At 72.0% G+C, this 10519-nt stretch carries 12 protein-coding genes and 1 riboswitch; of the genes, 7 read left to right on the top strand and 5 right to left on the bottom strand.

Annotation, left to right across the window (positions count from 1 at the left end; translation table 11 throughout):
- Positions 1 to 119 precede the first annotated feature (119 nt).
- From ABZ806_RS44005 to ABZ806_RS43995, 3 genes are all read right to left on the bottom strand, one after another.
- The gene (locus tag ABZ806_RS44005) at positions 120 to 662 is read right to left on the bottom strand and encodes a copper resistance CopC family protein (protein ID WP_500225751.1); all 543 of its coding nucleotides are present in this window, start codon (positions 660 to 662) and stop codon (positions 120 to 122) included.
- Positions 659 to 1366: a YcnI family copper-binding membrane protein gene (locus tag ABZ806_RS44000; protein ID WP_500225748.1), complete on the bottom strand. Its 708-nt coding sequence runs from the start codon at positions 1364 to 1366 to the stop codon at positions 659 to 661. The genes ABZ806_RS44005 and ABZ806_RS44000 overlap by 4 nt, the downstream gene beginning before the upstream one ends.
- Positions 1367 to 1446: 80 nt before the next feature.
- Positions 1447 to 2121: a hypothetical protein gene (locus ABZ806_RS43995; RefSeq protein WP_500225743.1), complete on the bottom strand. Its 675-nt coding sequence runs from the start codon at positions 2119 to 2121 to the stop codon at positions 1447 to 1449.
- Positions 2122 to 2237: 116 nt separating this feature from the next.
- Positions 2238 to 2460: riboswitch (cobalamin riboswitch) on the top strand.
- 89 nt (positions 2461 to 2549) lie between these two features.
- Between ABZ806_RS43995 and ABZ806_RS43990 the strand changes: the two genes are divergently transcribed.
- The 3 genes from ABZ806_RS43990 (at position 2550) to ABZ806_RS43980 (ending at position 6097) form a co-directional block, all read left to right on the top strand.
- Entirely contained in the window at positions 2550 to 4844 is a 2295-nt protein-coding gene (locus ABZ806_RS43990; RefSeq protein ID WP_500225739.1) for a ribonucleoside-diphosphate reductase subunit alpha, read from the top strand.
- 23 nt (positions 4845 to 4867) lie between these two features.
- On the top strand, positions 4868 to 5863 hold the full coding sequence (locus ABZ806_RS43985; RefSeq protein ID WP_500225736.1) for a ribonucleotide-diphosphate reductase subunit beta: 996 nt from the start codon (positions 4868 to 4870) through the stop codon (positions 5861 to 5863).
- A 78-nt stretch (positions 5864 to 5941) separates the two neighbouring features.
- Positions 5942 to 6097 (top strand): hypothetical protein, encoded by a 156-nt coding sequence (locus ABZ806_RS43980; RefSeq protein WP_500225732.1) that lies wholly within the window; start codon positions 5942 to 5944, stop codon positions 6095 to 6097.
- A 48-nt stretch (positions 6098 to 6145) separates the two neighbouring features.
- Here ABZ806_RS43980 and ABZ806_RS43975 read toward each other — a convergent pair whose 3' ends face one another.
- Positions 6146 to 6583: a MarR family winged helix-turn-helix transcriptional regulator gene (locus ABZ806_RS43975; protein WP_500225730.1), complete on the bottom strand. Its 438-nt coding sequence runs from the start codon at positions 6581 to 6583 to the stop codon at positions 6146 to 6148.
- A 99-nt stretch (positions 6584 to 6682) separates the two neighbouring features.
- Here ABZ806_RS43975 and ABZ806_RS43970 point away from each other — a divergent pair, with 99 nt between their 5' ends.
- From ABZ806_RS43970 to ABZ806_RS43960, 3 genes are all read left to right on the top strand, one after another.
- Entirely contained in the window at positions 6683 to 7099 is a 417-nt protein-coding gene (locus tag ABZ806_RS43970; RefSeq protein WP_500225727.1) for a GlcG/HbpS family heme-binding protein, read from the top strand.
- A gap of 107 nt (positions 7100 to 7206) precedes the next feature.
- Complete coding sequence (locus ABZ806_RS43965) at positions 7207 to 7623, top strand: acyl-CoA thioesterase (RefSeq protein WP_500225726.1); 417 nt, start codon at positions 7207 to 7209, stop codon at positions 7621 to 7623.
- Complete coding sequence (locus ABZ806_RS43960) at positions 7620 to 8744, top strand: zinc-dependent alcohol dehydrogenase family protein (RefSeq protein ID WP_500225721.1); 1125 nt, start codon at positions 7620 to 7622, stop codon at positions 8742 to 8744. The genes ABZ806_RS43965 and ABZ806_RS43960 overlap by 4 nt, the downstream gene beginning before the upstream one ends.
- Here ABZ806_RS43960 and ABZ806_RS43955 read toward each other — a convergent pair whose 3' ends face one another.
- A complete protein-coding gene (locus tag ABZ806_RS43955) occupies positions 8745 to 9581 on the bottom strand; it encodes a helix-turn-helix transcriptional regulator (RefSeq protein ID WP_500225719.1) in 837 nt (278 codons plus the stop codon).
- A gap of 109 nt (positions 9582 to 9690) precedes the next feature.
- Between ABZ806_RS43955 and ABZ806_RS43950 the strand changes: the two genes are divergently transcribed.
- Positions 9691 to 10443, top strand: a complete 753-nt coding sequence (locus tag ABZ806_RS43950) for an NAD-dependent epimerase/dehydratase family protein (RefSeq protein ID WP_500225718.1) — start codon at positions 9691 to 9693, stop codon at positions 10441 to 10443.
- Positions 10444 to 10519 lie beyond the last annotated feature (76 nt).

Raw genomic sequence — 10519 nt, 5'->3', positions numbered from 1 at the left:
TCGTCCGGCCAGGATACGGACCGCCCGGAACGCGCCATCACCGGAACGGCGGGGGGGCGGGCGCCCCCCCGGCGGGGGGGGGGGGTCACGGGTGCGGCCCGTGACCACCCGGCCGGTGGTCAGTCCTCGGTGGTGGAGGAGCGGCGGAGCCAGCCGACCACTCCGGCGGCCAGGGCTATGACCAGCACGATCAGCCCGATCCAGAGCCAGCCGGACGAGCCCGACGACTTCTCGGCGGACGTCGCGGCGGCCGCGGACGGCGACGGCGCCGGGGCGGCGGGCTGCGCGGCGGCCGAGGAGCCCGTCACGGTGAAGGCGTAGGTGCCCTCGACCGGGTGCCCGTCCGAGGACACGACACGCCAGCCCACCGTGTACTTCCCGTTCGGCAGCGTGCCGTCGACCGCCTGGGTGACCTTGTTGTCGACAGCCTGGGCGGACCCGGACTGGTACTGCTTCTTCGACGCGTCCATCAGCACCACGCGCGGCAGGCGCACCGGGTCGGCGTAGGTGAGGACGATCTCGGACGGCGCGGACACCGCCGCGTCCTTCGCCGGGTTCGCCGACGTCAGCGTGGTGTGCGCGGAGGCCGGGGCCGCCGTCAGGGCGAGGGCCGTCCCGACCGCCAGCGCGCCGGCCGCGAGCCGCCGCGTCGCCCGGATCATGCCCGGCTCCGCGCGCGGCTCAGGCCGTAGCCGCCGACGCCGACGCCGATCACGCCGGCCGCGATGCCGATGCCGCCGAGGAGGCGGGCCGTCCCGTCACTGGACGACGCCGTGCTCTTGGCGGCGGGCTGCTGCTCGGCGGTGAGGCCGGCCGTGGGCGCGGCGTCCTTCGGGGTGAGCTTGAGGGTCGGCGCCGGGTGCTCCGGTTCGGCGGCGCCCTCGGCCGGCTCCTCCTCCCACTTGACGACCTCTCCGCCCGAGTACGTCTGGTCGGCCTTGAACATGATCTGGTCGGTGTCGGTCGGCAGCGGGCCCATGGAGACGTCGAACTCCTGGAACTGGCCCGGCTCGATCTTGCCGCCCGTCCAGGTGATCGTGGTGACGGCCTCGGTCAGCTCGCCGCCGTGCGCCTTGATCGGCTTCGGCAGCTTGGACTTCTCGGCCTTCACCGTCCAGCCGGGGGTCGGGCGGACGGACACCGACGCCAGCGGGTGGTCGACCGGCAGGTGCACCACGACCTTGGTGGTGGAGGCGTTGTCGCGCTCGTTCGGCACCCGGAAGGACACCTTGGCGTAGGAGCCCTGCTCGGCGGTCTTCGGGTTGGCGGTGACGTGCGCGGACGCGGCCGTCGCCGCGCCGACCACGGCCAGGGCGGCGAGGGACGCGAGGGCGCCGGCGCGCCGGGCATGCGTGAGGAAGGGCATGAGGAAAGGTCCGTTCGAGTCGTACGGAAGAAGCGCCGGATGCGCCGCGGATCGGCGTCCGGTGACGTACGGCGCCCGCCTCAGCAGAGGTGTGCGAGCGCCCTCGAACGCGGTGGGGGACCCCGCTCGACCACCTGGTGCCGCAGCACCCGGCCGACGGACGGTGCCTCGTCCGCCGCCGGAGCCGCCGGGACGGGACGCGGGGACGCGGCCGGCTCGACGGTCAGCAGGGCCAGCAGCGCCCGGACGGGACGGTCGGTCGCGGCGGCGACCCGGCGCGCCATCGCCCACGCGGCCCGCTCGCCGCGCCGCAGCCACCACGCGGCGACCAGCGCGGCCACGCAGTGCGCGAGCGTCATGACCAGGCCGTTGGCGTCGTGCGGGGCCGGTGCCGCCAAGGTGTTCGCGCCGGCCGACATGGCGGCGTGCATGGCGGGCGTGTGGTCCGCCATCGCGGGCATCGCGGACATCGCGGGCGTGACCGGTGCGGGGTGCGGCGCCGCGCCGGTGAACAGCGTGTGCAGCGCGAACTGCCCGCCGAGGAGCCCGCCCAAAATCGTGGCGAGGGAGCGTTCGTGGCCCGCCAGCATCAGCGTCACGCCGAGGACCGCGCCGAGCCCCGCCGTCCCCGCCCACAGCGGCACCGCGGCGCCACCTGCGAGGACGTGCCCGAGGACGGCCAGCGCGACGCACACGGTCGCGAAGACCGCGGCGCGGGCGGTCCGGAACAGGGGATCGCGGGGGCGTTCGGACATGACGGGACCATCGTGCCACCACCCCCGCCGACCCCGCAGCCGACCCGCTGCAACTCCGGCGACCGCGCCGACACACCCAACATCTTGGGGTTGCACAAAGATCGCGAACTAGATGTAGGGTTCAATCCCGTGCTGGTTCGCCCCCGCCGTTCGCGGCGGGGGCGACGTAAGAGGGAACCCGGTGGGAATCCGGGACTGCCCCGCAGCGGTGAGTGGGAACGGCCGCCGTCATCGAGCACTGGGTCCATCGCGGGCCTGGGAAGCGACGGTCAGTAGGCCGCCTCCGGCGAGGAGGCGACGCCCGCGAGTCCGAAGACCTGCCAGCGCGATACGTCCAGGTCTCGCGGGTGGGCCGGAGGGCGGAACGCGGCGTGCCGTCGCGCCCCGTTCGCATGTCTCCGCGAGGCGGCTTGCGAGGGGAGAGGCACGTGACACAGGCTCTGGTGGCGCCGCCGGCGGCGTCGTGGCGGGGGATCGGCGCGGAGGTCGAGGCCGCCTGCGACGGCGTACCGGACGTCGAGCCGGGACGGGTGCTGGCCGCCGTCCGCTCCGGGGACGGGCTGGACACGGCGGCGCTGCGCGACCTCGCGATCGGCGAGGCCGCCGCCCTGGTGCCCGCCGAACCCGGCTACTCCAAGGTCGCCGCGCGGCTGCTCGGCGCCCGGATCAGGGACGAGGCGGCGTCCGCCGGAGTGGTGACGTTCGCCGAGTCGGTCGCCGCCGCGCACCGCGCAGGACTGCTGGCGGACGACCCGGCCGCGTTCGTCGCCGCGAACGCCGCCGCCCTCGACGCGCTGGTCGACGACTCCGCCGACGACCGGTTCGAGTACTTCGGGCTGCGCACCCTCTACGACCGGTATCTGCTGAAGCATCCGCGTTCGCGGCTCGTCCTGGAACGCCCGCAGCACTTCCTGCTGCGCGTGGCGTGCGGGCTGGCCGACACCGTGCGGGAGGCGGCGGAGCTGTACGGGCTGCTCAGCACGCTGCGCTATCTGCCCAGCTCACCGACGCTGTTCAACGCGGCGGCGCGCCGCCCGCAGCTGTCGTCCTGCTTCCTGCTCGACTCGCCGCGCGACGAGCTGGAGTCGATCTACGACCGGTACGGGCAGGTTGCGCGGCTCAGCAAGTACGCGGGCGGCATCGGGATCTCGTGGACGAAGGTCCGGTCGCGGGGGTCGCTGATCCGCGGCACCAACGGGCATTCGAACGGCATCGTCCCGTGGCTGCGCACGCTGGACGCGTCCGTCGCCGCCGTCAACCAGGGCGGTCGCCGCAAGGGCGCGGCCTGCGTGTACCTGGAGCCGTGGCACGCCGACGTCGAGGAGTTCCTCGAACTGCGCGACAACACGGGCGAGGACGCGCGCCGCACCCACAACCTCAACCTCGCCAACTGGATCCCGGACGAGTTCATGCGCCGCGTCGAGGACGACGCGACCTGGTCGCTGTTCGACCCGAAGGAGGTCCCCGAGCTGGCGGACCTGTGGGGCGAGGCGTTCGACGAGGCGTACCGGGCGGCGGAGCGGGACGGCCGGTACGTCCGGCAGGTCCCGGCGCGCAAGCTGTACGGGCGGATGATGCGCACCCTCGCCGAAACGGGCAACGGGTGGATGACGTTCAAGGACGCCGCCAACCGCGCCTGCAACCAGACCGCCGAGCCCGGCCAGACCGTCCACCTGTCGAACCTGTGCACGGAGATCCTTGAGGTGACGAGCGACGGCGAAGCGGCCGTCTGCAACCTCGGATCGGTGAATCTGGCCGCACACGTCACGCCGGCCGGGGTCGACTGGGAGCGGCTTCGTTCGACTGTCCGCACCGCCGTCCGGTTCTTGGACCGCACCATCGACAAGGGCTTCTACCCCACGCCTGAGGCGGAGAAGGCCAACCGTAAGTGGCGACCGGTCGGCCTGGGCGTGATGGGTCTGGCGGACGTCTTCTTCACGCTGCGTCTTCCGTTCGACTCGGACGAGGCCCACACGCTGTCGACACGCATCGCCGAGGAGATCGCGCTGGCCGCCTATGGCGCGTCCGCCGATCTCGCCGCCGCGCAGGGCCCGCTGCCCGCCTACGGCAGGACGCGCACGGCTCGCGGCCGGCTCCACGTCGACCACTTCCCGGACGCGTCGCCGACCCGTCCCGCCGACTGGGAGGCGCTCCGCGCACGGGTGGCCGAGACCGGCCTGCGCAACTCGCTGCTGATCGCGATCGCGCCGACCGCGACGATCGCGTCCATCGCGGGCTGCTTCGAGTGCATCGAGCCGCAGGTGTCCAACCTGTTCAAGCGCGAGACGCTGTCCGGCGAGTTCCTGCAGATCAACGGCTACCTGGTCGAGGACCTGAAGTCGCTCGGGCTGTGGACGCCGGCCGTCCGGGAGGCGGTCAAGAAGGCGAACGGCTCCGTCCAGGGCCTCGTCGGCCTGCCGGACGAGATGCGCACCCTCTACCGGACGGCCTGGGAACTGCCGCAGAAGGCGCTCATCGACCTCGCCGCCGCCCGCACCCCCTACATCGACCAGTCCCAGTCGCTGAACCTGTTCATGGAGACGCCGACCATCGGCAAGCTCTCCTCGATGTACGCGTATGCGTGGCGCGCGGGCCTCAAGACGACCTACTACCTGCGTTCCCGCCCGGCGACGCGCATCGCGCAGACGACGGTCGCGTCCACCGGTTCGGTGGCGGCCGTGTGCTCCCTTGAGAACCCCGAGACCTGCGAGGCCTGCCAGTGAACGCGCGAACGGAAGGACGCGGCATGCTGCTCGACGCCGGCATGGACCTGACCCTGCGGCCCATGCGCTACCCCGACTTCTACGAGCGGTACCGCGCCGCGATCCGCAACACGTGGACGGTCGAGGAGGTGGACCTCGCGTCCGACCTCGCCGACCTGGAGCGGCTCACGCCCGCCGAACTGCACCTCGTGAACCGGCTCGTCGCGTTCTTCGCCACCGGCGACTCGATCGTCGCGAACAACCTGGTGCTGAACCTCTACAAGCACGTGAACGCCCCGGAGGCCCGGCTCTACCTGTCCCGGCAGCTATATGAGGAGGCCGTCCACGTACAGTTCTATCTCACCCTCCTGGACACCTACCTGCCCGATCAGGACGAGCGCGCACGGGCGTTCGCGGCGATCGAGCACATCCCGTCCATCCGGGCGAAGGCGGAGTTCTGCTTCCGCTGGATCGACTCGCTCGGCGCCCTGGACGAGCTCCGGAGCGCCGACGACCGCCGGACGTTCCTGCTCAACCTCATCTGCTTCGCGGCCTGCATCGAGGGGCTGTTCTTCTACGGCGCCTTCGCGTACGTGTACTGGCTGCGGTCGCGCGGCCTGCTGAACGGCCTCGCGTCCGGGACGAACTGGGTCTTCCGGGACGAGTCGATGCACATGGAGTTCGCGTTCTCCGTGGTGGACACCGTGCGGGCCGAGGAACCGGAGCTGTTCGACGCCGAGCTGACGTCCCAGGTCACCACGATGCTGGAGGAGGCCGTCCAGGCGGAACTGGCGTTCGCCCGCGACCTGTGCGGCGACGGGCTGCCCGGCATGAGCGCCGGCGACATGCGCGCCTACCTCGAGTACGTGGCGGACCAGCGGCTCGTCCGGCTGGGCCTTCCCGCCCGCTACGGCACCGCGAACCCGTTCGCGTTCATGGAGCTGCAGGACGTCCAGGAGCTGTCCAACTTCTTCGAGCGGCGGGTCTCGGCGTACCAGATCGGCGTCGAGGGGACCGTCGCCCTCGACGAGGCGTTCTGAACTCCTTCGACACTTCTTCGACCTGAACTTCTTCGGCCGGGCGCTCGTTGAACGAGGACCTAGGCCGAGGAGGACGAAATGCCGTCCGTCGTCAACCGGATCATGAGGTACGCGAAGGGCCCGCAGGGCCGCAAGATGCGGGCGAAGGCCGAACGCTACGCCCGCGACCCCCGCACGCAGGCCAAGGTGCGCGGCCTGCTCGCCCGATTCCGGGGCGGTGGCCGCCGCCACTGACCCCCGCGCCCCAGGGCCCGCCCTCGCCGAGGGCGGGCCCTCCGCGTCTCATGTCAGAGCGAGGACGTGGGTGAGCAGCGCGGTGAGGCGGTCGCGCTCGTCGGCCGACAGGGCGTTCAACAGGTCGTCCTGAACCTTGGAGAGCGCCCTGTCGAGTTCTTCCAGCCGTCGCCGTCCCGCCGGGGTCAGGGTGATCAGGTTGCGGCGCCGGTCGCTGGGGTCCGAGGCCCGCGCGACGTGGCCCTGCGTCGTCAGCTCATTGAGCATGGCGTGCATGTCGCTCTGGTCGATTCCGCACCGTTGGCCGATCCGCACCTGGCTGTCGGGGCCGAACTCCTCCAGCGCGGCGAGGATCGCGAAGTGGTAGGCGCGCCCGCCCGCAGCGGTCATCGCCTCTCCGATGAGACGATGCGCCCGCGCCGAAGCCTTGCTGATCAGCCAGCTCGGCTTGCCGCGCAGGCGGGTCGGCGACTCTTCCATCTCCATGCGCGAAGTCTAGCCAATTCCTTGGTCGACCCCACGAATCTAGGATACCTTGGTCGCACCAAGGTTGGTTCGACCAAGGAAATTGGACGGTGATGACTGATGTCACTCACGTTGGACGAAGCCCGGGCCGTCAGTGTCCGCGTACGCGAGCACGCCACCGGGCTCGGTGCGCGGGTCACCGTCGCGATCGTCGACGGCGGCGGGCACCTGCAGGTCCTCGACCGCATGGACGGCGCGCCTCCGCTGTCGGCTCGGATCGCCCCGGCGAAGGCGTCCAGCGTCGCGCTGTTCCACCGGGACGGCAGCGAACTGGTGCGTCTGGAGCAGGCGTGGCCCGCACTCTTCGCGCAACTGGACCGCGTGGCGGGAACACCCGTCGTGGCGGGCGCGGGCTCCCGGCTGATCCGGCGCGGCGACGCCGCCGTCGGCGCGATCGCCGTCAGCGGAGGCATGCCGGAGCAGGACGACGAGTGCGCCGACGCCGGGCTCGCACTGGTCGAAGCACTCGACCGCTGATCGCCGTTGGGCAGGCGCCCTCGCACGCCCGGACGTCGTTTTGCGTGGTCACCGTCATACCGGGCCGATGTATCGGCACGGCCCGGGACGACCCTAGGCTGCCCTTCATGACCGGCGAGTACCAGCACTGGGAGAACGTCCCGACCCGGTGGAAGGACAACGACGTCTACGGGCACGTCAACAACGTCGTCCACTACTCGCTCATGGACACCGTCATCAACGAGTGGATGATCCGGACGGCCGGCTTCGACCCCGCGTCGTCCGCCGCCATCGGGCTGTGCGTCGAGTCGCACTGCGAGTACAAGGCCGAGGTGTCGTTCCCGGACGCGATCAAGGTCGGTCTCCGCATCGGCAGGCTCGGCCGCTCCAGCGTCCGCTGGGAGGTCGGGATGTTCCGGGCCTCCGACGGGGCGCTCATCGCCGAGGGCCACTTCGTGCACGTCTTCGTCGACCGGCACACCCGCCGCCCGGTCGAGATCGCGGGCGCCGTCCGCACCGAGATGGAGAAGCTGCTCACCCCATGACCGAGACCCGCGCCGCCGTCCTCGTCGAGTCGGGACGACCCGCCCCGTACGCCGCGTCCCGCCCGCTGGAGATCGCCGACCTGCGGCTCGACCCGCCCGGCCCCGGCGAACTCCTGATCCGCATCGGCGCGGCCGGGCTGTGCCACTCCGACCTGTCCGTGGTCAACGGGTCCCGCCCGCGTCCGCTCCCGATGGCGCTCGGTCACGAGGCCGCCGGCGAAGTGGTCGAAACCGGACCGGGAACCGAGTTCGCCCCCGGCGACCACGTCGTCCTCGCGTTCGTTCCGGCCTGCGGCCACTGCGAACGCTGCGTCGGCGGGCGCCCCGCCCTCTGCGGACCCGGCGCGGCGGCCAACGGCGCGGGCACCCTCCTCGGCGGCGGCAAGCGCTTTGTCGCCCCTGGCGGCACCCGCCCCAACCACCACCTGGGCGTTTCGGCGTTCTCCGAGTACACCGTCGTCTCGTCCCGCTCCGCCGTGAAGATCGACCGCGACCTCCCGTTCGACATCGCGGCGCTGTTCGGCTGCGCCGTCCTCACCGGCGCGGGCGCCGCCCTCTACAGCGCGGCCGTGACCCCCGGCGACACCGTCGCCGTCTTCGGCCTGGGCGGCGTCGGCCTCGCCGCCGTCCTGGCCGCCAAGGCCGCCGGTGCAGCCACGATCTACGCGATCGACCTCGTCCCGGACAAGCTCGACCTGGCGGAGAAACTGGGCGCCCACCCCATCGCGGGCGGCCCGGACGCCACCGAGGCCCTCCGCGACCTGACCTCCGGCGGCGCCGAAAAGGTCATCGACACGACGGGCGTCGTCCCCGTCCTGGAACAGGCGTACGCCGCCACCCGTCCCGGCGGAACGACGGTCACCGTCGGCCTCCCCGCCCCCGGCGCGCCCCTGACGCTCCCCGCCCTCAGCCTGGTCGCCGAGGAGAAGACCCTGCGCGGCAGCTACCTCGGCTCCTGCGTCCCGCGCCGCGACGTCCCCCGCTTCATCACCATGTACCGCAACGGCGTCCTCCCGGTGGACGCCCTGCTCTCCGGCCGCCTCCCCCTGGACGCCGTCAACGAGGGCTTCGACAACCTCCACACCGCCCAGGCCGTCCGCCAACTCATCACGTTCGGCTGATCAGGCGGGAACGTCCGCGCGCCGCGTCCCGATGACCTTGAGCAGCCGCAGCGTCTCGTACGCGCGCGACCCCGGCTCCGCCGTGAAGATGATCAGCTGCTGGTCCTGCCCGGGGACGGTGAGGATGTCGAAGTCGAGTTCGACCTCGCCCACCCGCGGATGCGTGAACCGCTCCCGCGCATGGTGCTCGATCCGCAGCTCCTGCGACTCCCACAGCCGCGCGAACTCCGCGCTGCCCGCCACCAGCTCGTCCACCAGCGCCCGAATCTCCCCGTTCCGGGGATACCGGGCCATCGCCACCCGCAGATAGCTGACGGACGTGACCACGAACTCCGAGTGATCGACCACGCGGCCGCCAGGTTCGAGGAAGTACCGGCGCAGCAGGTTCCGGTCGGGCCCGCCCAGCAGGGCGAAGTCCCCGAACAGGGCGGCGGCCAGCGGGTTCCAGGCCAGCACGCGGCACATGTCGTCCACGACGAAGGCGGGCGCGTCGGTGAGCCGGTCGAGCAGGCTCAGCGTGCCCGGCGCCACCGCGCGGGACGGGCCGTCCACGCGGTCCCGCTCGCGCTCCCCGGCGAGCTCGAACAGGTGGGCCCGCTCCAGATCGGACAGCCGCAGCGCCCGCGCGATCCCGTCCAGCACCTGCCGGGACGGATGGCGCCCCCGCCCCTGCTCCAGCCGGCTGTAGTGGTCGACCGAGATGTGGGCGAGCTGCGCCACCTCCTCGCGGCGCAGGCCAGGCGTCCGCCGCCGTGACCCGCGCGGCAGCCCTACGTCCTCGGGCCGGACCCGCTCCCGCCTGGCCCGCAGGAACCCCGCCAACGCGCGCTTGTCCATGCGTCCACGGTACGGCGGACCCTTCCCGCTCAGCCTGGCACTCTCAGTCCCTGGCCGCTCCCGCCCAGCGAAAGGCAGCGTGGAAGCCGAGCACCGAAGGGAACAGCACATGCACATCTTCATGACCGGCGCCAGCGGCTACCTGGGCGGCGTGGTCGCCGAACACCTCATCAAGGCGGGCCACGAGGTATCCGCACTGGCCCGCTCGGACGCCTCCGAGGCACGCGCCATCGCACTGGGAGCCAGGCCCGTCCGCGGTGACCTGACCTCCACCGACACCTTGCGCGAGGCGGCCGCCACATCCGACACGGTCGTCCACACCGCCGTGGACTACATGAACCCGCGCATGCGCGACATGGAAGAGGCCGCCCTGGACGCGTTCCTCTCCACCACCAGGCCCCTCATCTACACGAGCACCGGCCTCGTCTACCCGGACACCGCCGGAACGCCGGTCACCGAGGACACCCCGACCGACCCGGACACATCCCCGCAACCCTGGAAGGTGCTGGGCGAACGCCAAGCACTCCAGGCCGAGAACGCCACCATCATCCGCGCCGCGCTGATCTACGGCCGAGGCGGCTCCGGCCTCCTGGACGGCATGTTCGCGTCCGCCCGGCAGAACGGTGTGACCGCCTACGTCGAGGACGGCGCCAACGAGTGGTCCTCCGTTCACATCGACGACCTGGCGTCCCTCTACACCGCCGCCGCGACCCACCCGTCCGGCCGCACGATCATCAACGCGGCCTCCCGAACCTTCACCCCGATGCGCGCCATCGCCACCGCCGTAGCCGAAACGGCCGGCGCCAAGGCCATCTCCCTGACCCGAGCCGAGGCCCGCGACCTCCTAGTACTCCAGTTGTAGATCGCGATCTTCATGCTTGAGTGGCTTGTCGGTGGTAGTGGCTGGCCTGGGATCGGGCCTGGTGACGGCGTCGCCA

The organism is Spirillospora sp. NPDC047418, assembly GCF_040643275.1.
In the GTDB taxonomy this organism is placed as follows: domain Bacteria; phylum Actinomycetota; class Actinomycetes; order Streptosporangiales; family Streptosporangiaceae; genus Spirillospora.
The sequence above is the reverse complement of the archived record's forward strand: the minus strand, read 5'-3'. Positions and strand labels throughout refer to the sequence as shown.

What these genes read in the sequence shown, in the direction of transcription:
- ABZ806_RS44005 (WP_500225751.1), bottom strand. Translation starts at nt 662, where the DNA reads ATGATCCGGGCGACGCGGCGGCTCGCGGCCGGCGCGCTGGCGGTCGGG.
- ABZ806_RS44000 (WP_500225748.1), bottom strand. Translation starts at nt 1,366, where the DNA reads ATGCCCTTCCTCACGCATGCCCGGCGCGCCGGCGCCCTCGCGTCCCTC.
- ABZ806_RS43995 (WP_500225743.1), bottom strand. Translation starts at nt 2,121, where the DNA reads ATGTCCGAACGCCCCCGCGATCCCCTGTTCCGGACCGCCCGCGCCGCG.
- ABZ806_RS43985 (WP_500225736.1), top strand. Translation starts at nt 4,868, where the DNA reads ATGCTGCTCGACGCCGGCATGGACCTGACCCTGCGGCCCATGCGCTAC.
- ABZ806_RS43980 (WP_500225732.1), top strand. Translation starts at nt 5,942, where the DNA reads ATGCCGTCCGTCGTCAACCGGATCATGAGGTACGCGAAGGGCCCGCAG.
- ABZ806_RS43975 (WP_500225730.1), bottom strand. Translation starts at nt 6,583, where the DNA reads ATGGAGATGGAAGAGTCGCCGACCCGCCTGCGCGGCAAGCCGAGCTGG.
- ABZ806_RS43970 (WP_500225727.1), top strand. Translation starts at nt 6,683, where the DNA reads ATGTCACTCACGTTGGACGAAGCCCGGGCCGTCAGTGTCCGCGTACGC.
- ABZ806_RS43965 (WP_500225726.1), top strand. Translation starts at nt 7,207, where the DNA reads ATGACCGGCGAGTACCAGCACTGGGAGAACGTCCCGACCCGGTGGAAG.
- ABZ806_RS43960 (WP_500225721.1), top strand. Translation starts at nt 7,620, where the DNA reads ATGACCGAGACCCGCGCCGCCGTCCTCGTCGAGTCGGGACGACCCGCC.
- ABZ806_RS43955 (WP_500225719.1), bottom strand. Translation starts at nt 9,581, where the DNA reads ATGGACAAGCGCGCGTTGGCGGGGTTCCTGCGGGCCAGGCGGGAGCGG.
- ABZ806_RS43950 (WP_500225718.1), top strand. Translation starts at nt 9,691, where the DNA reads ATGCACATCTTCATGACCGGCGCCAGCGGCTACCTGGGCGGCGTGGTC.